This window comes from Bauldia sp., from assembly GCF_020442045.1.
GTDB lineage: Bacteria > Pseudomonadota > Alphaproteobacteria > Rhizobiales > Kaistiaceae > Bauldia.
In genome coordinates this window covers 24,447-44,608 of the sequence record NZ_JAGRLA010000052.1, presented here as the reverse complement: position 1 = coordinate 44,608, position 20,162 = coordinate 24,447, and the positions used below count along the sequence as shown (strand labels likewise).

Here is a 20,162-nt window from a genome sequence, read left to right as displayed (position 1 = left end):
TACGGGCAAGGACTACATCAACTGCCCGCTCGACAAGGACGCATATGACGCCTTTCTCGACGCGGCCATGGCCGGCGAGCAGCACAAGCATCACGACTGGGAGAAGATTCCCTATTTCGAGGGCTGCCTGCCGATCGAGGTAATGGCCCGGCGTGGCCGCGAGACGCTCCGCTACGGGCCGATGAAGCCGGTCGGCCTGACCAATCCCCACAATCCGGGCCGCAAGCCCCATGCGGTGGTCCAGCTTCGCCAGGACAACGCCCTCGGCACGCTGTACAACATGGTCGGCTTCCAGACCGAGCTGCGTTACGGCGTCCAGGCCGACATCTTGCGGATGATCCCGGGCCTGGCGAATGCGCAATTCGCGCGCCTCGGCGGGCTCCATCGCAACACCTTCCTCGATTCGCCCAGGCTGCTCGATGGAACCCTTCGTTTGAGGGCCGAGCCGCGCCTCCGCTTCGCCGGCCAGATCACCGGCTGCGAAGGCTATGTCGAGTCGGCCGCGATGGGCCTTCTCGCGGGCCGCTTCGCCGCGGCCGAGAGGCTGGGCCAGCCGGTCTTTCCGCCTCCGCCGACAACGGCTTTCGGCGCGGTTCTGGCCCATATCACCGGCGGGCATCTCGACGCCAATGAGCCGGGAAAGCGCTCCTTCCAGCCGATGAACGTCAATTTCGGCCTGTTCCCGCCGATCGAGGTCACGGCACCGGCTGGAAAGAAGCTTCCCGGACCGGAGCGCGGCAAGGCCCGCAAGCGGGCGCTCTCCGCCCGCGCCCTTGGGGACGTCGACCGCTGGCTCGCCGAACCGTCGTCGGAAGCCGCCGAATAGCGCCTCAAGGACGGCCGCGCCGGGCGGCTCGCCAGATCATCCACTGGCGACGGAGCGGACTCAGCGTCACGACATCGCGAAGCGGATCGCGCGCCGGCGACGAAACCGCCTTCAAGTCCGATTCCAACACGGCGATCGGCAGGAAGGCCGGAAGGACCGCCTTGTCCACGCCGGCGAGGCTGTCTCGGGATTGGGTCAGCCGCTCGCGCGCCACCGCGACGAGTTCCTGGACGACGGCGCGGAGCCCGGCGGTGGTCCGTCCGGTTCGCAGGTCGTCGGGCGACGTTCCCGCAGCGGCAAGACGGTCGGCCGGAATGAAGCACTGTCCCCTCGCCGCCGAGCCGGGCAGGTCCGCCAGCATCCGCGTGATCGATTGTGCCACGCCGGCATAGCCGGCCGCCGTGGCGGTTCCCGCGCTCATCCCGCCCGCCAGGATAATCGCGCCGAGCTGGATGATCGCGGATGCGGTATCGCCCGCGTAACCCTCGTAGTCGCCGATGGACGGCATCGGGTCGTCGTAGAGATCGAAAATCCGCGCCTGCAGGACGTTGTCGAATGCGTCGATCGGCAGGCCGCGGCGGGCGATCGCCAGGGCGAGGGTCGACGCCACCGGGCTGCCGCCGTGGTCACCGCGCAGCGCATCCCGCCACCATTGGAGCCGGATCTCGCCGAGCATCGGCTCCTTCACCTTGTCGCGCAGCGACGCGACTTCGACCGCGAAGGCATGGAGCGCGAACAACTCGGCCCGGATGCCCTGCGGCGCCAGCAGGTCGGAGAGATAGAGGTCACGATCGCCGGCGCGCACGATCGCAGCGCAATGAGCGGAAACGTCCATCGCTATCAGATATGGCCCGGCCCGGTGCTAGTCCACCGCCACGAGGGCCGCGGCGACCGCCCGGTTCTCGGCAAGAAGCACGTTGTAGGTGCGGACCGCGGCGCCGGTCGCCATCGCCTCGGCGACGATCCCGGCTTCGCGCAGCGCCGCCGCCAGTTCCGGATCGAGCATGACGAAGTCGTCGCCCGTTCCGACCATCAGCACGTCGATCGCATCGGCCTCGGCAAAGACCGCCGCGAGGGTCTCCCGGTCGATGGCCGGTACCGGCTCCCAGCCATGGATGCCGCTCGGCAGGCAGAGCAGAGAGCCGCGATGGGACATCTCGGCGAAGCGAAACCCGCCGTTTCCGTAAGCGTCGATCGGTGCGCGCCCGGGAAAATGGGCGTCGCGGACCTCGATGCCACGCGCCATGGCTCAGGCTTCCGCGGGTTCCGCCGTCTCGCTTTCCTCATCCGAGGAGGCCGCCGGACGAAGCTTGAAATAGATCAGCAACGGCGCGGCAATGAAGATCGACGAATAGGTGCCGATCACGATGCCGAAGATCATCGCCGCCACGAAGGAACGGATGACCGAACCGCCGAAGATCAGCAACGCCAGCAGGGCAAGCACGGTGGTCAGCGACGTGGTGACCGTTCGCGCCAGCGTCTCGTTGATCGAGCGATCGATCAGCTCGGCCAACGGCATCTTCTTGAATTTTCGCAGATTCTCTCGAATCCGGTCATAGACCACGACCGTATCATTGAGCGAATAGCCGACGATCGTCAGCAGCGCCGCGAGGCTCGACAGGTTGAATTCGAGCTGGAACACGGTGAAGAAGCCGAGCGTCATCAGCACATCATGCGCGGTACAGATGATCGCGCCGACCGCGAATTGCCATTCGAAGCGGAACCAGACGTAGATCAGGATGCCGACCATCGCGAGCAGCATGGCGAGCGATCCGTTATAGGCGAGCTCGCCGGAGACGCGCGGCCCGACCACCTCGATCCTGCGGAACTCGACGCTGTCGCCCAGCGCCTCGCGCACCTTGACGAGCGCTTCCTGCTGGGCGGCGTCGCCGCCCTCCTGCTGCTGGATCCGGACGAGGATATTGGTGCCGGCGGTGATGTCGCTCACCTCCTGGACCTGGACATCGCCGAGATTGAGCCCATCGAGGGTCGCACGGATGGTGGCGATGGTCGTCGCCTCGGTCTTGGGCTTCAATTCCAGCAGCGTGCCGCCGCGGAAATCGATGCCGTATTGCGGACCGATGACGACGAAGATGACGACCGAGAGGACCGCAAGGAGGACGGAGACGGGGAAGTTGTACCTCCGCATCCACATGAAGCGGATGTGGGTGTCGTCCGGAATGAGGCGAAGTCTGCGCATCTGGCTACGCCTTCCTCTAGAGCGCGATCCGCGCCGGGCGCCGCTGGTGATACCAGGTCGCAATCATCAGGCGGGTGAAGGTGAAAGCGGTGAAGATGGTCGTCGCGATACCGATCGCGTAGGTGACCGCGAAGCCGCGGATCGGGCCCGACCCGAGCAGCAGCAACGCCAGCGCGGCAATCAGCGTGGTGATATTGGCGTCGACGATTGTCCCGAGCGCACGCTTGAAGCCAAGGTCGATCGCCGCGACCGCGGATCGGCCCTGGTTCGATTCTTCCCGGATGCGCTCGTAGATCAGCACGTTGGAGTCGACGGCCGTGCCGATGGTCAGCACGATACCGGCGATGCCCGGCAGGGTGAGCGTCGCGCCGAGCGCCGACAAGACCGCGAAAATCAGGATCACGTTGACGACCACCGCGATGTTCGCGAGCAGGCCGAAGAAGCCGTAGACGACGATCATGAAGATGCCGACCGCGAGCGCGCCGATGATCGAGGCGATCTCGCCCGCCTCGATCGAGTCGGCGCCAAGACCCGGACCGACCGAGCGCTCCTCGACAATCGTCAGCTTCGCGGGCAGCGACCCGGCGCGCAGCAGGATGGCGAGGTCATTGGCGGATTCGACCGAGAAGCTGCCGCTGATCTGCCCCGATCCGCCCAGGATCGGCTCCCTGATCACCGGCGCGGAGATCACCTCATCGTCGAGGACGATGGCGAACTGGCGCCCGACGTTGTTCTGGGTCACCTCGGCGAATTTCCGCGCGCCCGACGTCGACAGCCGGAAATTGACCACCGGCTGGCTGGTCTGCTGATCGAAGGAGGCCTGCGCGTCGACCAGATCCTCGCCGGTCATCAGCGGCGCTTCGTCGAGAATGAAGGACGTCCCCTCGAACTCGGCGGAGGGTACGGTGATCGTTCCTGGCGTCGGCGTCTGGGTCTGGGCGCCCTGAACCGTCTCGCGCACCAGGTGGAAGGTCAGCAGCGCCGTCTGGCCGACGATCGCCTTGAGCCTTTCGGGATCGCCGAGGCCCGGCGCCTCGACCAGAATGCGATCCTCGCCCTGGCGCTGGATGCTGGGCTCGGTCGTGCCCAGTTCGTTGATCCGCCGGCCGATGACCTCGATCGACTGCTGGACGATGCCGCGGACCCGCTGGGAGAGCCCCTCCTCCGAGTAGCTCAGCCTTACCAGCCCGTCCTCGGAAACCGTCAGGTCGAACTCGTTGACCGCGCCGCCGCCGAGCAGCGAGGAGACAAGCGGATTCCGGAGCTCCTCGAGCCGCGAACGCACCTCGTCGAGCTGGCTGAGATCGCGGACGCGGAGCTGGACGCCGTCACCCTGGATGCCGATCCCGGTATAGCCGATGCGCGGAGTCTGCAGCATCGCCTTCCGGACGTCGCTGACCAGCGTGCGGAGCCGCTTGTCGACGTAGTCCTGACGGTCGACCTCGTAGAGGAGATAGGCGCCGCCCTGGAGGTCCAGCCCGAGAACGATCTGGTTCTTCGGCAGCCAGCCCGGCAGTGAATTCAGCGACTCTCTCGAGAAGAAATTCGGAATGACGAGGATGATCCCGACGACAATCGTCAGGATGATCAGCACCGTCCTCCAACGCGACATGGTCAGCATGGTTGATCAGCCGAGAGCTGGACCGGCGGGCAATCGGGCCGTCATTCGCTCTCCTTCACCGGCTCGCCCTTGGTACGCACCTCGGCGATCATGCTCCGCGCCAGGCGGACCCGCACGTTGTCGGCCAGGTCGATCTGGAGTTCGGCCTCGTCGACCACCTTGGCGACCTTGCCGATCAAACCGCCGGAGGTGACGACGGTGTCGCCGCGGCGAAGGTTCGCGATCATCTCCTGATGGCGCTTCTGCTTCATCCGCTGCGGCCGGATGATCAGGAAATACATGATCACGAAGATCAGGATGAACGGCAGGAACTGGACAAGCATGTTGCCCCCTGGGACATCGCCGGTCTGGGCGAAAGCCGGTGTAACGAACATGCCTGTCTCCTGATTCGGCGTCTGAGGGGAGCCGTTCCCCTGAAAACGGCGCGGACTATAGCGAGGCCGCCCGCCATTGCAAACGATATAGGACGTTCTGCGCCGAGTACGAGGCGGTCGCGGCTGTTTTGCCGCGCCGATGCCATCGCGGAGAAATGCGGCCCGATTGAGTGTGCCGGCGAACCGCGCGCCCGGCATTGGCAGCACGTGTCGCCTCGTGATACCCCTCCCGCCCGTAGCTGCCCGGAAAGACATCCCGTGTCCGAAATCGATCTCCGCTCAATTGCCGAAAGACTCGATCACCTCGTCAGGTTGATCGAGCGCGCCGTGCCGCCCGCCCCGGTGACGCCTGATTTCGCGGCGGCGGACGCGTTCGTCTGGCAGCCCGACGAAAAGCGCCTCCAGCCGGTCCCGCGCGTCAATCGCGTTGATCTGAATCTTCTCAAGGGGATCGACCGGCTACGTGACATTCTGGTTGAGAATACCGAACGGTTCGCGACCGGCCTTCCGGCCAACAACGTCCTGCTGTGGGGCGCCCGGGGCATGGGCAAGAGCTCGCTGATCAAGGCGGCCCAGGCGACCGTCAACCGGGACCTCGCCGGCTCGGCGCGGCTCAAGCTGGTCGAGATCCATCGCGAGGATATCGAGACGCTGCCTGATCTGATGTCGCTGCTGCGCGGCGACGCGCATCGCTTCGTGCTGTTTTGCGACGATCTGTCCTTCGATTCCGACGACACCTCCTACAAGTCGCTCAAGGCGGCGCTGGAAGGCGGCATCGAAGGCCGGCCGGAGAATATCGTCTTCTACGCCACGTCGAACCGGCGGCATCTCCTGCCCCGCGACATGATGGAAAACGAGCGCTCCACCGCCATCAACCCGTCTGAGGCGGTCGAGGAAAAGGTTTCGCTGTCGGATCGCTTCGGCCTGTGGCTCGGCTTCCACAAGTGCAGCCAGGACGAATATCTCGACATGGTGCGTGGCTATGTCGCCCACTACGGCATGACGATCGACGACGACACCCTGCGTCACGACGCCCTGGAATGGGCGACGACCCGGGGAGCACGCTCCGGCCGGGTCGCCTGGCAGTTCATTCAGGATCTCGCCGGTCGCCTCGGCACCCGCCTCGACAACCGCGACGCGGGTTAGCCGATCCGCGTCAGCTTCCGAGATAGTCCATCGGATTGACCGGCTTGGCACCCTTGCGAAGCTCGAAATGGACCTGCGGCGAGGACACCGAACCGGTCATGCCGGCCTTGGCGATCGTCTGACCGCGCTGGACATTGTCGCCGCGCTTGACGTCGATCTCGCTGTTATGGGCATAGGCCGAGACCCAGCCGTCGGCGTGCCGGACGAGGATCAGGTTGCCGTAGCCCGCAAGCTCGTTGCCGGCATAGATGACGGTCCCCGCCTCGGCGGCCTTGATCGACGTGCCCTCGGGCACCGCGAGGTTGATGCCGTCATTGCGCTCGCCATTCGCCTTCGAGCCGTAGCCCGAGATGATGCGGCCGCGAACCGGCCAGCGGAAGGTGGTTCCGTTGGCCGATGCCGGATCGGCCGGATCGAGCGCCGCGGTCTTGTCGGTCGGCACGACCGCCTTGGCGGGCACCGCGGGCAGATCGGGAACGCCAGCGTTCTTGTCGGTCGAGACGACCCGGACCGTCGGCGCGGCCTGGGCCGGCTTCGGCGTGCCGTCGGCGTTCACCTTGAGCGTCCCGAGCGGCTTCGGCGGATCGCCCGCCGTGGTCAGCGACGCGGTCTGCGGCATCGGGACGGCGCCCCCGGCGCCGGGAATCTGGAGCCGCTGGCCGACGCGGATATTCTGCGACGACAGGCCGTTGAGCGCGACGATATCCTCAACCCGGACACCTTGCGCCTGGGCGATCGAATAGAGGGTCTGGCCCGGCTCGACGACATGGACCACGCCGCCGCTCTTCGCCGATGCGGGCGTCGGTGCAGCATTGGTCTGGGGCGGCGGAGCATATGCGACCTGCGCCTGGACCGGCTGAGGGATGACGATCGCACGCCCCGGCACGACCTGAGCCGGGCTGGAAATGCCGTTGGCGCGCGCGATCTCGCTTGGTGGCACGCCATATCTCGCCGCCAGGGTGTTGAGCGATTCACCGGCGGCGACGGTCACCACCTGGCCCCCGACCGCCGACCAGGCGCCGCCCTGGGACGAGGCGAGGTTGATCGGCCCGCCCGCCCCTTGTGCCGGCGGCAGCGCCGACTGAGCGACGGCCGTATTGCCGCTGCCGCCGATAATCGCTCGCTGGTTTGCCGTGGAACCGGTGAAGAAGGGCTCGCGCGCCGCATCGGAGCTGCAGGCTGCCCCGAGACCAGCGAGGACCGCCACGAAGGCCGCTTGCCCCAGAAGGCGGACCCGGAACGCGGAAACTCGGTTACACATCGCTCAACTCGCACTCTACTCATACAAACTGATGCGACTTAACACCGGTAACGTTGACAAAAGATTTAAGAGTCCCGCGACTACGCGATTGTCCCCGGCGATTCGTCGCGAAAATCAGCCAGTCGGCCCTAGATTGGCCGAATGCCTGCCTTAGGTGGATGCCTCGATCCGAATGTTGAAAGGCGTAACCAATATGAAGCTCCCCGCGTGCCTGCGAACGGCTGCCGCCGTTGGTCTCGTTGTTCTGCCTCTCGCCGGAGGCGCGACCGGGCCCGCCTCTGCGGAGCCGCTGTCGGTCCCCTTTTCGGTCGCCGTGGGCGACACCTCCTCGCTGGTCGTGCGGTATCTCCGGGCAACCGTCGTCGGCCAGTCGCCGGAACCGGTGCTCAGCGTCGACTATGAAATGGAAACGAGGATCACCGACGTCTCGGATGACGGCATCATGATGACGGTGAAGAACTACGGGACGAACGTCGCGCTCGACCGCAAGCGGGTGCTTGCGCCGCCGGATCTCGACAGCCTTCTCCTCCAGGCCGTGGACGACCTGACCGCCGAGATCCGCCTCGCCCCCAACGGCGCGCTCGACCGCGTGACCAACTGGGAGGACCTGCGCGGCGAACTCATCGACCATGCGAAGGAACTCGCCGGCGACAACGACGAGTTGCTCAGGGCGATCGACGCTTTCCTGCCCGAGGTCAATGCCATCGACGCCGTCCAGCTTTTCGCCCGGCCGCTTGCCATGAGCGCGCCGGGACGGGTCGTCACCTTCGATCCACCGGAAGGGACGTCGGTCAATGTCGAGAAGCTCGAATTGCCGTCATTCGCCTCCTACGCGGCCGGCCGCTGGTCTTTCGATCTGGTCAATCGGCCGGACATCCCGCACAACATCACGGTGCAATGGCTTGGCGTCCCCGGCGCCAGCGAGCTCAAGGCGATCCTCGCGCCCTTCACCAAGGGCGACGACAACGTCTCCGACGGCAAGATGTGGCAACGGTTCACCGCCAGCTATGACGACCGGGACGGCAAGCTTCTCTTCTTCCAGGGCGTGATGGAGTTGAAGGCCGGACCTTTCCAGCGGCGCATCGCGCTGGAAGCCCAGGCCAAAGGGCGCTGACCGCGGTTCAGAGCCGTTCGGCGACACCCGGGATAAGCGGCACGAAGCGAACGTCGGCGAGCTTGGTTTCCGCGATCCCGTCCTTGGTACGGCTATAGCGCATCAGCGCCTGGACGCCGTCCTGCGGCCCGACCGGCGCCACCAGCACGCCGCCGCCCCGCAACTGCCCGAACAGCGCCTCCGGCACCTCCTCGCCGGCCGCGGTGACGATGATCTTGTCGAAGGGGGCGTGTTCCGGCCATCCCTTCATGCCATCGCCGACGGCCGTCGTGATATTCGTCAGCTTCAATGTCGTGAAGCGCGATTCCGCGGCGCTCACCAGCGTCCTGAAGCGGTCGACCGTGTAGACGCGCGCGCAGAGCTTCGACAGGACCGAAGCCTGGTAGCCGCTGCCGGTCCCGACTTCGAGGATCCGGTCGTCGGGCTGCGGATCGATCGCCATCGTCATCATGCCGACGATCACCGGCGCCGAAATCGTCTGGCCGCAGTCGATCGGAAGGGCCCGCTCCGAATAGGACCGGTCGCGGCTGTCCGGCTCGACGAAGAGATCGCGGGGAACCGCCTCGATCGCCGACAGCACCCGCTGGTCGGTGATCCCGACCCTCCGCAAGCGAAGGAGAAGATCGGCGATCCGGACGCGGCGATCCTCCTCCTCGAGATCGGGCATGGTGTCAGGCGTCCCGGCTCATATGCTTCGACAGGGGATCGCCGAGATCATAGGCGGTCATGTCCAGTCGGAGCGGCGTGACGGAAACGGCGCCGCGGCTCAGCGCGTCGAGGTCGGTGCCCGGCGCAATCTCCGGCCGTTCGCGACGGTAGGCCAGCCAGAAATACTGGTTGCCGCGTCCGTCGGTGCGTTCGTCGATATGCAGGCCGTGGGTCAGCCGCCCCTGGGTCGTCACCATCACGCCGTCGACCGCGTCGGCGGTGCGGTTCGGGAAATTCAGGTTGTAGAGCACGGCCGGTGGAAAGCCGAAATCCATGAGTTTCCGGATGATGTCCGGCGCATGCTTCTCCGCCGTATCCCAGTGCATCTGGCGTTCGCCATGCTGGAAGGACGAAGCCTGGCTGAGCGCGATCGAGGGAATGCCGAGCAGCGTCCCTTCCATGGCGCCCGCGACCGTCCCGGAATAGGTCACGTCGTCGGCCGCGTTCTGGCCGGAATTGACGCCGGAGAGGATGAGGTCGGGCCGGTTCTCCGCCAGCAGGCGACGCATCGCCATGATGACGCAATCGGTCGGCGTGCCGCGCAGGGCGAACTTCTTCGCGTTGATCTCGCGCAGGCGCAGCGGATCGTTCAGCGACAGCGAATGCGACAGGCCGCTCTGGTCGGTCTCGGGCGCCACCACCCAGACGTCGTCGGACAAGGCCGCGGCAATCCTCTCGAGGGCCGCAAGGCCCGGCGCGTGGATGCCGTCGTCATTGGTCAGCAGAATGCGCATTACGCTTCAATCCTCTCGATCCCACCCAAATATGGTCGCAACACGTCGGGCACGGTGATCGAGCCGTCCGGGTTCTGGTAGTTCTCCATGACTGCGATCAGCGCGCGGCCGACCGCCACGCCCGAGCCGTTGAGGGTGTGGACCAGCCGGGTCCCCTTCCCTTCCTTCGGCCGATAGCGCGCCTTCATCCGCCGCGCCTGGAAGTCGCCGCAGACCGAACAGGATGAAATCTCGCGATACTGTCCCTGTCCCGGCAGCCAGGCCTCGATGTCATATGTCTTCTGCGCGCCGAAGCCCATGTCGCCGGTCGAGAGCGTCATTGTCCGGAAATGGATGTCGAGCCGCTTGAGCACCTCCTCGGCGCAAGTGATCAGGCGCTCGTGTTCGTCGCGGGACTGCTCCGGCGTGGTGATCGAGACGAGCTCCACCTTGTCGAACTGATGCTGACGCAGCATGCCGCGCGTGTCCTTGCCGGCGGCGCCCGCCTCCGCCCGGAAGCACGGCGTCAGCGCGGTGAAGCGGAGCGGCAGCTCTTCCTCGGACAGGATCGAGTCGCGGACCAGGTTGGTCAGCGGCACCTCGGCGGTCGGAACCAGCCAGAAGTCCTCCTTGAGCGGGGCCCGCTCCAGCGTGCGCTCCACCAGGCCATCGAGGGTGATCCTGCCGCCGTGGTAGTCCGCCTTGTCCTCCTCGGAGGCATAGCGCAACGCCTCGCGGAGCAATTCGGTGCGGGTTATCGTCCGGGTCGCGAGGAACTGGTCGTCGACGAATTTCGGCAACTGCGCCGTTCCGAACATCACCTCGTCCCGGACCAAGAGGGGCGGCTGGACCTCCTCGTAGCCGTGCTCGGTCGTGTGAAGGTCGAGCATGAACTGGCCAAGCGCCCGCTCCATGCGCGCCAGCCCCTTCCTCAGCACCACGAAGCGGGATCCGGAGAGCTTCGCAGCGGTCTCGAAGTCCATCTGCCCGAGCCCCTCGCCAAGCTCGTAATGCTCCCTGGCATTGTTGATGCGGGGCTTGGTGCCCCACCGGGCGTGCTCGACATTGGCGCTTTCGTCCGGCCCTACCGGGACGTCGTCGAGCGGCAGGTTGGGGATGAGCGCCAGCGCTTCGTCGAGCCTGCCGTCGAGCTCGCGCCCCCGTCCTTCCGCCTCCTGGAGAAATGCCTTCAGCTCGCCGACCTCGGCCATGAGCTGCTGGGCGATCATCTCCTCGCCCGAAGCCTTGGCCGCGCCGATTTCCTTCGACGCGGCGTTGCGGCGGGCCTGCGCCTCTTCCAGCCTGACGATGTGGGCGCGCCGCGCCTCGTCGAGCGCGATCAGCCGCTCCGCGGCCGGTTCGGCGTTGCGGTTCTTCAGCGCCGTGTCGAGCGCCTCCGGATTCTCGCGAATCCACTTGATGTCGAGCATGTCACTTGGCCTGGTGCGCGGGAGTCGGCGCCCCTCATAGCGGCGAAACGCGCCGGGGGAAAGGCGGCAGGTCGCCCCGGGTCAGCTTTACTCCGCGGCCGCTTCCCGGGCTTCCCGTTCCGCTTCGGCTGCGAGCCGTCGTTTCTCGACCATGCGGACCGCGAGGATCGACCCCTCGTAGAGCAGGATCGTCGGAATGGCGAGACCGAGCTGGGAGATGATGTCGGGCGGGGTCAGGACGGCGGCCGCGATGAAGGCGAGCACCACCGCATACCGCCGGTAGCCCTTCAGCCCGTCGGCTGTCACGACGCCGACCCGCGCCAGCAGCGTCAGGATGACCGGCAGCTGGAAGACCAGCCCGAACGCCAGGATCAGCGTCATGATCAGGCTGAGATACTCGTTGACCTTCGGCAGGAGCTCGATGGATGCCTGCCCCGGACCGCCCTGCTGTTCGAGCGACAGGAAAAAGGTCAGCGCCAGCGGCATGATGACGAAATAGACGAGCGCGGCGCCGACGACGAAGAGGATCGGAGTCGCGATCAGATACGGCACGAAGGCCTGGCGCTCCTGCTTGTAGAGTCCCGGTGCCACGAACTTGTAGATCTGCATGGCGATGACCGGGAACGCGATGAAGACCGCCCCGAACAGGGCCACTTTCAGCTGGGTGATGAAGAATTCCTGTGGCGCCGTGTAGATCAGCTTGATCTCGCGCGTCGGTCCAGCCGCCCATTCGTAGGGAATGACCAGGATATTGTAGATATGGCCGGCGACGGCGAAGCACACGACGAAAGCGATGAGCACCGCGATAACGGTCCTGATCAGCCGTGTGCGCAACTCGACAAGGTGCTCGATCAGAGGTGCGCGGCTGGCCTCGACCTCGTCCTCGAATTCTTCCTTCTCGCCCGGTGCCGCTTCGCTCAATGCTCGGCGTCTCCCGTTGCCGCCGCGACCCCGGAAGGCGATACCTTCGCCACCGCGGCCTTCGTCGGCGCCTTCTTGGTCGACGCGGCCTTCTTGGGCGCGGACTTCCTGGCGGTCGCCTTCTTCGGCGCCGGCGTGTCGCCCGCGGCTTTCTTTTTCGGCGCGGACCTGGTCGCCGCAGATTTCTTCGGCGCCGCCCTGGTCGCCGCAGCCGGTTTCGGCGCTGCCTCGCCGGCCGCGGTCGTCTCGGGCGCCACCCTGGGAGTCGCCTCCATTGCCGGCGATGCTTCAGCCACCGCGGCCGGCGCATCATCGGCAGGCGCCGCTTCGGCCTTCGGAGGATCGACCGGCTCCGGTGCTGTTGCGGTCTTGGACTCGGCGTCCGCCGGCTCGTCGACCTTCGTCGCCTTTTCAAGATCGCTCTTGATGCCGGCTTCGGCCTTGGCCATTTCCTTGCGGATATCGCCCACCGGATCGATCTTGCCGAGATCGGCGACCGACTTCTTCACGTCGTCCAGTTCGGCTTCGCGGATCGCCTCGTTGAACTGCCGCTGGAAATCGCCCGCCATCCTGCGGGCCTTGCCGGTCCATTGCCCGACGGCGCGCAAGGTACGCGGAAGCTCCTTCGGGCCGATGACGACGATCGCCACCACCACGACCAGCAGAAGCTCTGTCCAGCCAAGATCGAGCATGGAACGGTTACCCGGCCGCTAACGCACGCCAGCCGGGGCAGCGCTGGCTGCCGGCAGGCCCGACGCCCGCGGTCAAGTTGCCTTGGTCTTTTCCCGCGACGACTCGACGTCGACGGTCACCCCGGGCTGCTCTTCGAGCTTATGCGGCTGCTCGTCGTCGTCGGCGAGCCCCTTCTTGAAGCTCTTCACCCCTTTGGCAACATCGCCCATCAGGTCCGAAATCTTGCCGCGTCCGAAGAGAAGGACGACGACGAGAATAACGATCAGCCAATGCCAGATGCTGAGAGAACCCATCAGCTTTACTCCAATCCCTTACCGTGCGCCGACTATCGCAGACGGATCGACGCGCCGCAATCGCCACCTTCCGATGGATGTAGGGGTAATTGCCCGCGAAGGCAAACACCGCCGTCAGGCGGATTCGGGAGGAAGCCCTTCGTCTTCGGTCATTTCCTCGCGGATTTCATCATCTTCCAGCGGATCTTCGTCCTCCGTCAGTTCGTCGCCGGCATGCGGTTCGGGAATGCTGAAATCCGTTGGTATCCGGCTGTCCAGCAGGCCGGCTCCCTTGAGTTCGTCGAGCCCCGGCAGGTCGCCGATGGTGTCGAGACCGAAATGCGACAGGAAGGCCTCGGTGGTTCCATAGGTGACCGGCCGGCCGGGCGTTCGGCGACGGCCGCGCATCCGTATCCACCCGGTTTCCAGAAGCAGGTCGAGGGTTCCCTTCGAGGTCGCCACGCCGCGGATTTCCTCGATTTCCGCCCGGGTGACCGGCTGGTGGTAGGAGATGATCGCCAGCGTCTCCATCGCGGCACGCGACAGGCGCTTCTGCTCCACGGCATTCTGCGACAACAGGAAGGACAGGTCCGCCGCCGTGCGCAGGCTCCACTTCCCGGCCACCTGGACGAGGTTGACGCCGCGATCGGCATAGACCCCCTGCAACTCCCGCAGGATGCCGGTGACGTCGGCGCCCTTCGGCAGCCGGTTGGCGAGGTCGTCGGCCGAAAGCGGCTCGCCGGCGGCGAAAATCAGCGCCTCGACCATGCGGATCGTCTGCCGGCGCTCTTCCGGCGATTGGGCCTCGGCGGTCGCGTCATTATCGATCGCGATGGCGACGGCGGAATTGGGGTTAGCCATGATCGGCCTCCGATGAAACCACGGCGACCGGCTTGTGGTCGCGGATATAGATGGGTGCGAATGCCTCGGTCTGCCTGAGGTCGATATGCCCTTCCCGCACCAGCTCGAGGCTGGCGCCGAAGGTGCTCGCCTTGACGGTCGCGCTGACCTCCGGCGTCAGATACGGCGAAAGGAAGATATGGAGCGGTGCCCAATCGGCGAGAGAGCCGATAACCGTCCCAAGCAGGTCCCGCGCTTCCTTGAGCGACCAGACCGCGCGCTTGCGGACATGCACCACCGATATCGACTGCTCCTGGCGGCGGGCCGCATAGGCCGAAAGCAGGTCATAGAGGGTCGCCGAATATTCGCTCTTCTTGATGATCTCGACCGGCTCGGGCGCCCCGCGCGCGAAAACGTCCCGTCCCAGCCGGTCGCGGTTCGCCAGCCGCGCCGCGGCGTCGCGCATCGCCTCGAGGCGCTGGAGGCGGAACGCCAGCTCCGCCGCGAGTTCTTCGCCCGTCGGCTCGTCGGTCTCCTCCTCGGGCAGCAGCAGCCGCGATTTCAGATAGGCGAGCCAGGCGGCCATCACGAGATAGTCCGCGGCCAGCTCGAGCCGCAGCTTCCGCACCTCTTCGATGAAGGCCAGATACTGCTCGGCAAGCGCCAGGATCGATATCCGGGTGATGTCCACCTTCTGGCTGCGTGCAAGCGCCAGCAGGAGATCCAGCGGTCCCTCGAAGCCGTCGACATCGACGACCAGCGAAGGTTCGTCGCTGTTGCGGTCGAGCGGTTTGAAGGTTTCCCAGATTTCGGCCTGATCGGGAGTTGCCGGGGTCATCGGCTCAGACCCTGGCCGGCCAGCCGGCATCGGCCATCAGACCGAGATATTCCTCGCGGCCGGCGACGGCGTCGAAGGGCCTCGGGGGGCGCAGGTATTCGAACAGCCGGCTCGCCCGCTCGCCGGAAATCCCGGCGAGCCGGGGCGCCGCATCGGCCACCGCGCGCATCTCCTCGATCCGACCGTTGCAGTGAAGCACGAGGTCGCACCCGGCGTCGTGGATCGTCGCGGTTCTTTCGCCGTAATCCCCGGACAGGGCCTTCATGGAAATGTCATCGCTCATCAGCAGACCGTCGAAACCGATTCGTTCGCGAATAATATCGCGGATCACGACGGCCGAGGTGGTTGCAGGGCGATCGGGGTCAATTGCGCTGTAGACAACGTGGCTGGTCATTGCCGCCGGCAGGTCGGCGAGGGCCACGAAGGGAGCGAAATCATGCTCGGCGAGCTCGTCGAGGCCGGCTTCAACCACCGGAAGCCCGAAATGACTGTCGGACCGCGCCCGCCCCTGCCCCGGAATATGCTTGATGACCGGACACACGCCCCCCGCCGCCAGACCGTCCGCCATGGCCCGGCCGAGGATGGCGACGGTCCCCGGATCGCCGCCCAGCGAGCGGTCGCCGATGGCGTCGCTGGCGTCGGGCGTGATCACGTCGAGAAGCGGCAGGCAGTCGATAGTGATCCCGATCTGGATCAGGTCGCTGGCCACCAGCCTGCCGTGCAGCCAGGCCGCCCGGATGCCCCTGTCGGGATCGGCCCCGGCCAGCATGCCGATGCGCCCGCCGGCGGGATAATCCGGCCAGGCCGGCGGCTGGAGGCGTCGAACCCGGCCGCCCTCCTGATCGATCAGCACAGGCGCGTCCGCGCGTCCGACCGCGGCGCGGAACGCCGCGGTCAGCGCCCGCACCTGGTCGGGCGTCTCGCAGTTGCGCTTGAAAAGGATAAGCCCCCAGGGCTGCTGTTCTTCGAAAAACGCCAGCTCTTCGGGCAGGAGGCGGAGTCCCTCGCAGCCCGAAATGAATGCCTTCACGGTCATTTTGCCCCCTGGACCAGTTATCGGGCCAGGATGCAGTCGCCGCCGGCCGATTTGAGATCGTTGCAGAGCCGCGTCGCGTCGCCGCTCGAGAAAGGACCGATCCGTACCCGGTAATAGATGCCCCGGTCGCCGAGATCGGCGCGAATGATCGCCGCCTGGTAGGGGCCGAGGATGCTCGGATAGCGGGACTGGAGGCTCCGATAGGTCGACCGCGCGGCGTCCTCGGTCCGCTGCGCCGAGACCTGCACGAGCACGCCGCCCGATCCGGCTCGCGGACCCGATGACCCGCCGGAAGTACCGGGCGTCAGGTCGATCGGCCCGTTTGCGTCCCCGGTGGTCGCCACGATGGTCGGCTTGGCGGGCGCCGCCGCCGGCTTTGGAGCCGCCGGCTTGGGGGCAGCGGGCTCCGGCACGGCGAGCGGCACCGGCTCCGCCGCTTCCTCGACGGCCGCCACGGTCTCGTCCTCGGCCGGCACCGTGCCGGGCGGCGGATTGGGGATAGCCTCCGTCCCGTCCCCGGTCGTGACGCCGAGCGGATCGGTTACGACGGGCAGATCCTGGCCGTCGAGAACCGCGTCCATGTCCGTCCGCGTATTGTCGGCGAGGTTGCTGAACTCGTCACCGGGCACGGCGCCGGGCGCCTCGTCGCCGGGGACCGCGTCGCCGCCTTCTTCGACGGCCTCGCTGCTGACGATGGTTCCGTCCGGACGGACGACGACGGTTCGCACCTTCTTGGGACCGAGAGCGGACTCCGACCCGTCGGACGGGTCCGCCTCGGCCACGACCATCTCGCCGCCGGCCCCGTTGTCACCGCTTTCCATCGGCCCGTCGACCCCCGGTCCGCCGGGGATGATGACCCGCGAAATCGGGTTGTTCGCCAGGTCCTCGTCGGGTGAGACCTCGGCTATCGGGTCGTCGCCGGTGGCGACCAGCGTCGTGTCGCTGCCATCGCCGTCATCGACCCGATCGTAGATCAGCTTTCCCTGCTGGTCGGTGTCGGCGGCGGCTTCGTCGGGAAACACCTTGGAGGGCTCACCGTCCGCGGTGATGATCGGCGGCGGAGAACCACTGCCGCTGTCGCCCTGGGTCAGGAAAAACGCGGCGGCGCCGACCACCGCGATCACAAGGATGCCACCGACCGCGGCAATCGCGCGGCCCGAGCGCCGACGCTTCAGGCCGGCAAGCTCCTCCTCGGGAAACGGTGGCAGATCGTCCTCGGGCGCAAAGGCCGCCGTATCGAGGTCCTCGAGCGAAAACCCCTCGTCGAAACCGGCACTCGGATCGTCGAGATCGGGCGCCTCCCCGAGCGACTCGGCGTCCTGAAAACCAATATGCGGCTCCGGTGCGGCCTCCGGAGGCGGCGGCATCGGCGCCCTCGGCGGCGCGAAGCCGCTCGCCCGTTCGCGTGGCCGCAGCGCGCGCTCCATCCGCTCTTTCCTGCGGGACGGACGTTCCGCGACGGCCTCATCCTCCTCGTCGTCGATCGGGCGCACTGGCGGCGGCGCCGGCCGCAACTTGAGCCGCGACAGTTTCGAACGCTCGGCGGGCTCGGGGGCCCTCGGACGCACCCGCCGTTCCGGGCGCGGCGGTGGCTCCGGCGCCTCGGCCGGTTCGGGCGGCACCGGGCGGCGCGGCTCAGGCGCGTTGCCGCGATCACGCCTCATCACCGCCGGTGGCGGAGCCTCTGGCTCCGGATGATCAGGCAGCGGCATTCTGTCGACCGGAGGAAGCGGCGGCTGTTCCGGCTCTTCCGTCACCGACGGCAGGTCCGGAAACGCGAATGGCGCAAAGGATTCCGCCCCGGCGACCGGCCCGTGGTCAGGTTCAGGCTCCGGTGCGAAGGGCGGCGCCGGTTCCGGCTCGGGGGGAGCAGGCGGCTGGACCCTGGTCGCGCCCTCGAGTTCGGCAAGGACCTCCTCGACACTCTTCTCGAAATCAAGCGTGAGGTCGTCCGCCGGCGGGCGGGCCGGCTCCGGCTCCGGAGTTTGTCTCGGCTCGGGCGTCCGTCGTGGCGCCTGCGCCTCTGGCTGGCCGGCCGGGGCCGATCCGTCCTGGAACGGGCCGCCGAGCGCCGCGAAGGACGCCTGCAGATCGTTCAGGAGCTCGGATTCGAGATCGGCGGCGCCGTCGCCCGCGTCGCCCGATCCCTCAGGCCCTTCGCCGGCCTGGTCCCTTCCCTGCGAACCGAAGCTCGACCTCCCCGTCACGATCCGCGCCAATTCGGCCAGCGGATCGTCATCTGTCGCGGCGCCGGGTCTCCTGTCCCCTTGTGGTCGGGCTGAGGTTTTCGGATCGTAACGATCGGACATTAAACTTGCTTTCACTCCAGGAGCCAGGCGGGTCGCCTTCCCAGCGACGTCAACGCATCTCCTCGGGCGCGCTCACACCGAGAATAGCCAATCCCGAGGACAACACCAATTTTGTGGCATGAACGAGAGCAAGCCGCGCCAAAGTCGAATGTGAATCGGCATGGTTAATAAAACGCAATTGAGGCAACTCCTTGCCACGATTCCAGTGGGCGTGGAATTCCGAAGCCAGCTCATGAAGGAAGTAGGCGACGCGGTGCGGCTCCTGCGCCTCCGCGGCCGCCTCGATCATCCGCGGATACTCCAGCAAACGGCGGATTAGAGCCATTTCGCCGACATCGTCGAGGCTTTCGAGCCGCGCCCTTTCGAGCGCGCCGATGCTGAGGTCGAGGCCGGGCAATTCCTCCGCCGCCTGCCTGAAGACAGAGCAGGTCCGGGCATGGGCATACTGCACGTAGAAGACGGGATTATCTTTCGATTGCTCGGTCACCTTCTCGAAATCGAAGTCGAGCTGCGCGTCGTTTTTCCGGAACACCATCATGAAACGAATCGGGTCGGGGCCGACCCGGTCGACGAGCTCGCGCAGCGTGATGAAGTCGCCCGACCGCTTCGACATCTTGACCGGCTCGCCACCGCTCAGCAGCCGGACGATCTGGACCAGCTTCACCTCGAAATGCGCCGCACCGCCGCTGATCGCCCGGATCGCCGCCTGCATCCGCTTGACATAGCCGCCGTGATCGGCGCCCCAGACGTCGATCAGATGGCGAAAGCCGCGCCGCAGCTTGTCGTAGTGATAGGCGATGTCGGAGGCGAAATAGGTCGGGCTGCCATCCGACTTCCTCAGCGGCCGGTCGACGTCGTCGCCGAACTCGGTCGAGCGGAAGAGCAGTTGCTCCCGATCCTCCCAGTCGTCGGGCAGTTGTCCCTTCGGCGGCGGCAGCCGCCCCTCGTAGACGAGCCCGTCCCGCGTGAGCTGGTCGATCGCCGCCTCGACCGCGCTCGGATCGCCGGCGGTCAGCGTCCGCTCCGAGAAGAATATCTCGTGGACGATGTTGAGAAGCGCCAGATCCTCCCGGATCATCGCCATCATCATGTCGACCGTCGTCACCCGGACGACCGGCATCCATTCCTCCTCGGGCATGGCGAGCAGGATGTCGCCATGCTCGCGGGCCAGCGCCTCGCCGACAGGCCTGAGGTAGTCGCCGGGGTAGAGCCCTTCCGGAATGGCGCCGATATCCTCGCCGAGCGCCTCGCGGTAGCGCAGGTAGGCCGAGCGGGCGAGGACATCGACCTGCGAGCCGGCGTCGTTGATGTAATATTCCCGGGTCACGTCGAAACCGGCGGCGACCATCAGGTTGGCCATGACGTCGCCGACGACGGCGCCCCGGCAATGGCCGATATGCATCGGCCCCGTCGGATTCGCCGAGACATATTCAACATTGACCGCGTCGCCGACGCCCATGGTCGAGCGTCCAAACGTCTCTCCGGCGCCGATCAGCGACTTCAGGGCCTTGTGCCAATAGCCTGATCTGACACGAAGATTGATGAATCCCGGGCCGGCTACCTCGACGGAGTCGACGTCGGGGTCCTCCGCCAGCACCGCGGCGATCCGGGTCGCGAGGTCGCGCGGTTTCAGGCCCAGCGGCTTCGCGAGCACCATCGCCGCGTTGCAGGCGAGATCGCCGTGGGAGGGGTCACGCGGTGGCTCGACGACGACACGGGCGGTGTCCACGTCGCGGATTCCCGATTGCTCCGCAATCAGTTCCACGGCGCTTTTAAGCCTCTCCGCGAAATCCCGGAAAATATTCATGATGGAGTTGCCCGCACGGTCACGATTCACCGCGCCGCCTATCCCAATTCGAT

General features: G+C 66.5%; 20 protein-coding genes. 3 read left to right on the top strand and 17 right to left on the bottom strand.

Annotated features, from left to right (window positions below):
* Positions 1-826 (top strand): methylenetetrahydrofolate--tRNA-(uracil(54)-C(5))-methyltransferase (FADH(2)-oxidizing) TrmFO (gene trmFO / locus KDJ86_RS06175; protein WP_291744008.1); only part of this gene is annotated, 826 nt, incomplete at its 5' end.
* 4 nt (positions 827-830) lie between these two features.
* On the opposite strand, the gene KDJ86_RS06170 is transcribed toward trmFO, so the two are convergent.
* The 5 genes from KDJ86_RS06170 to yajC are packed head-to-tail and all read right to left on the bottom strand — an operon-like array spanning position 831 to position 5,021.
* Positions 831-1,661, bottom strand: coding sequence for a phytoene/squalene synthase family protein (locus KDJ86_RS06170; protein WP_291744006.1), 831 nt, complete (start codon positions 1,659-1,661; stop codon positions 831-833).
* Positions 1,662-1,688: 27 nt separating this feature from the next.
* Positions 1,689-2,072, bottom strand: coding sequence for an Mth938-like domain-containing protein (locus KDJ86_RS06165; RefSeq protein ID WP_291744004.1), 384 nt, complete (start codon positions 2,070-2,072; stop codon positions 1,689-1,691).
* 3 nt (positions 2,073-2,075) lie between these two features.
* Positions 2,076-3,026, bottom strand: a complete 951-nt coding sequence (gene secF / locus KDJ86_RS06160; protein WP_291744002.1) for a protein translocase subunit SecF — start codon at positions 3,024-3,026, stop codon at positions 2,076-2,078.
* Between the two features lie 16 nt (positions 3,027-3,042).
* On the bottom strand, positions 3,043-4,647 hold the full coding sequence (gene secD, locus KDJ86_RS06155; RefSeq protein ID WP_291744000.1) for a protein translocase subunit SecD: 1,605 nt from the start codon (positions 4,645-4,647) through the stop codon (positions 3,043-3,045).
* Between the two features lie 41 nt (positions 4,648-4,688).
* Complete coding sequence (gene yajC / locus KDJ86_RS06150) at positions 4,689-5,021, bottom strand: preprotein translocase subunit YajC (protein ID WP_291743998.1); 333 nt, start codon at positions 5,019-5,021, stop codon at positions 4,689-4,691.
* A 258-nt stretch (positions 5,022-5,279) separates the two neighbouring features.
* Here yajC and KDJ86_RS06145 point away from each other — a divergent pair, with 258 nt between their 5' ends.
* Positions 5,280-6,167 carry an ATP-binding protein gene (locus tag KDJ86_RS06145; RefSeq protein WP_291743997.1) on the top strand — a complete coding sequence of 296 codons (888 nt, stop codon included), beginning with the start codon at positions 5,280-5,282 and terminating at the stop codon, positions 6,165-6,167.
* Between the two features lie 10 nt (positions 6,168-6,177).
* Here the strand turns inward: KDJ86_RS06145 and KDJ86_RS06140 are convergent, their stop codons facing one another.
* Positions 6,178-7,374, bottom strand: a complete 1,197-nt coding sequence (locus tag KDJ86_RS06140) for a LysM peptidoglycan-binding domain-containing M23 family metallopeptidase (RefSeq protein WP_291743995.1) — start codon at positions 7,372-7,374, stop codon at positions 6,178-6,180.
* 367 nt (positions 7,375-7,741) lie between these two features.
* On the opposite strand from KDJ86_RS06140, the gene KDJ86_RS06135 reads away from it, so the two are divergent.
* Positions 7,742-8,542, top strand: a complete 801-nt coding sequence (locus KDJ86_RS06135) for a hypothetical protein (RefSeq protein ID WP_291743993.1) — start codon at positions 7,742-7,744, stop codon at positions 8,540-8,542.
* A gap of 7 nt (positions 8,543-8,549) precedes the next feature.
* On the opposite strand, the gene KDJ86_RS06130 is transcribed toward KDJ86_RS06135, so the two are convergent.
* The 11 genes from KDJ86_RS06130 to argS all read right to left on the bottom strand — a co-directional run bounded on the left by KDJ86_RS06130 (position 8,550) and on the right by argS (position 20,109).
* Positions 8,550-9,209: a protein-L-isoaspartate(D-aspartate) O-methyltransferase gene (locus tag KDJ86_RS06130; protein WP_291743991.1), complete on the bottom strand. Its 660-nt coding sequence runs from the start codon at positions 9,207-9,209 to the stop codon at positions 8,550-8,552.
* 4 nt (positions 9,210-9,213) lie between these two features.
* On the bottom strand, positions 9,214-9,984 hold the full coding sequence (surE, locus tag KDJ86_RS06125) for a 5'/3'-nucleotidase SurE (RefSeq protein ID WP_291743989.1): 771 nt from the start codon (positions 9,982-9,984) through the stop codon (positions 9,214-9,216).
* Positions 9,984-11,393, bottom strand: coding sequence for a serine--tRNA ligase (gene serS / locus KDJ86_RS06120; RefSeq protein ID WP_291743986.1), 1,410 nt, complete (start codon positions 11,391-11,393; stop codon positions 9,984-9,986). The genes surE and serS overlap by 1 nt, the downstream gene beginning before the upstream one ends.
* A gap of 87 nt (positions 11,394-11,480) precedes the next feature.
* Entirely contained in the window at positions 11,481-12,314 is an 834-nt protein-coding gene (gene tatC, locus KDJ86_RS06115; protein ID WP_291743984.1) for a twin-arginine translocase subunit TatC, read from the bottom strand.
* Positions 12,311-13,006 (bottom strand): Sec-independent protein translocase protein TatB, encoded by a 696-nt coding sequence (gene tatB, locus KDJ86_RS06110; protein ID WP_291743982.1) that lies wholly within the window; start codon positions 13,004-13,006, stop codon positions 12,311-12,313. Before tatB ends, tatC begins: the two co-directional genes overlap by 4 nt.
* Before the next feature lie 72 nt (positions 13,007-13,078).
* A complete protein-coding gene (locus KDJ86_RS06105) occupies positions 13,079-13,300 on the bottom strand; it encodes a twin-arginine translocase TatA/TatE family subunit (protein WP_291743980.1) in 222 nt (73 codons plus the stop codon).
* 114 nt (positions 13,301-13,414) lie between these two features.
* A complete protein-coding gene (gene scpB, locus KDJ86_RS06100; protein ID WP_291743979.1) occupies positions 13,415-14,140 on the bottom strand; it encodes an SMC-Scp complex subunit ScpB in 726 nt (241 codons plus the stop codon).
* Positions 14,133-14,957, bottom strand: coding sequence for a segregation and condensation protein A (locus KDJ86_RS06095; protein ID WP_291743978.1), 825 nt, complete (start codon positions 14,955-14,957; stop codon positions 14,133-14,135). Before KDJ86_RS06095 ends, scpB begins: the two co-directional genes overlap by 8 nt.
* 4 nt (positions 14,958-14,961) lie before the next feature.
* Positions 14,962-15,993, bottom strand: coding sequence for a beta-N-acetylhexosaminidase (gene nagZ / locus KDJ86_RS06090; protein WP_291743976.1), 1,032 nt, complete (start codon positions 15,991-15,993; stop codon positions 14,962-14,964).
* A 17-nt stretch (positions 15,994-16,010) separates the two neighbouring features.
* Positions 16,011-18,200, bottom strand: coding sequence for an SPOR domain-containing protein (locus KDJ86_RS06085; protein ID WP_291743974.1), 2,190 nt, complete (start codon positions 18,198-18,200; stop codon positions 16,011-16,013).
* A 151-nt stretch (positions 18,201-18,351) separates the two neighbouring features.
* Positions 18,352-20,109 (bottom strand): arginine--tRNA ligase, encoded by a 1,758-nt coding sequence (gene argS / locus KDJ86_RS06080; RefSeq protein ID WP_291743972.1) that lies wholly within the window; start codon positions 20,107-20,109, stop codon positions 18,352-18,354.
* Positions 20,110-20,162 lie beyond the last annotated feature (53 nt).

Coding starts and splice junctions, on each gene's coding strand:
- KDJ86_RS06165 (WP_291744004.1), bottom strand. CDS start 2,072: ATGGCGCGTGGCATCGAGGTCCGCGACGCCCATTTTCCCGGGCGCGCA.
- scpB (WP_291743979.1), bottom strand. CDS start 14,140: ATGGCTAACCCCAATTCCGCCGTCGCCATCGCGATCGATAATGACGCG.
- KDJ86_RS06095 (WP_291743978.1), bottom strand. CDS start 14,957: ATGACCCCGGCAACTCCCGATCAGGCCGAAATCTGGGAAACCTTCAAA.
- serS (WP_291743986.1), bottom strand. CDS start 11,393: ATGCTCGACATCAAGTGGATTCGCGAGAATCCGGAGGCGCTCGACACG.
- KDJ86_RS06105 (WP_291743980.1), bottom strand. CDS start 13,300: ATGGGTTCTCTCAGCATCTGGCATTGGCTGATCGTTATTCTCGTCGTC.
- secD (WP_291744000.1), bottom strand. CDS start 4,647: ATGCTGACCATGTCGCGTTGGAGGACGGTGCTGATCATCCTGACGATT.
- nagZ (WP_291743976.1), bottom strand. CDS start 15,993: ATGACCGTGAAGGCATTCATTTCGGGCTGCGAGGGACTCCGCCTCCTG.
- yajC (WP_291743998.1), bottom strand. CDS start 5,021: ATGTTCGTTACACCGGCTTTCGCCCAGACCGGCGATGTCCCAGGGGGC.
- tatB (WP_291743982.1), bottom strand. CDS start 13,006: ATGCTCGATCTTGGCTGGACAGAGCTTCTGCTGGTCGTGGTGGTGGCG.
- secF (WP_291744002.1), bottom strand. CDS start 3,026: ATGCGCAGACTTCGCCTCATTCCGGACGACACCCACATCCGCTTCATG.
- KDJ86_RS06170 (WP_291744006.1), bottom strand. CDS start 1,661: ATGGACGTTTCCGCTCATTGCGCTGCGATCGTGCGCGCCGGCGATCGT.
- KDJ86_RS06130 (WP_291743991.1), bottom strand. CDS start 9,209: ATGCCCGATCTCGAGGAGGAGGATCGCCGCGTCCGGATCGCCGATCTT.
- surE (WP_291743989.1), bottom strand. CDS start 9,984: ATGCGCATTCTGCTGACCAATGACGACGGCATCCACGCGCCGGGCCTT.
- argS (WP_291743972.1), bottom strand. CDS start 20,109: ATGAATATTTTCCGGGATTTCGCGGAGAGGCTTAAAAGCGCCGTGGAA.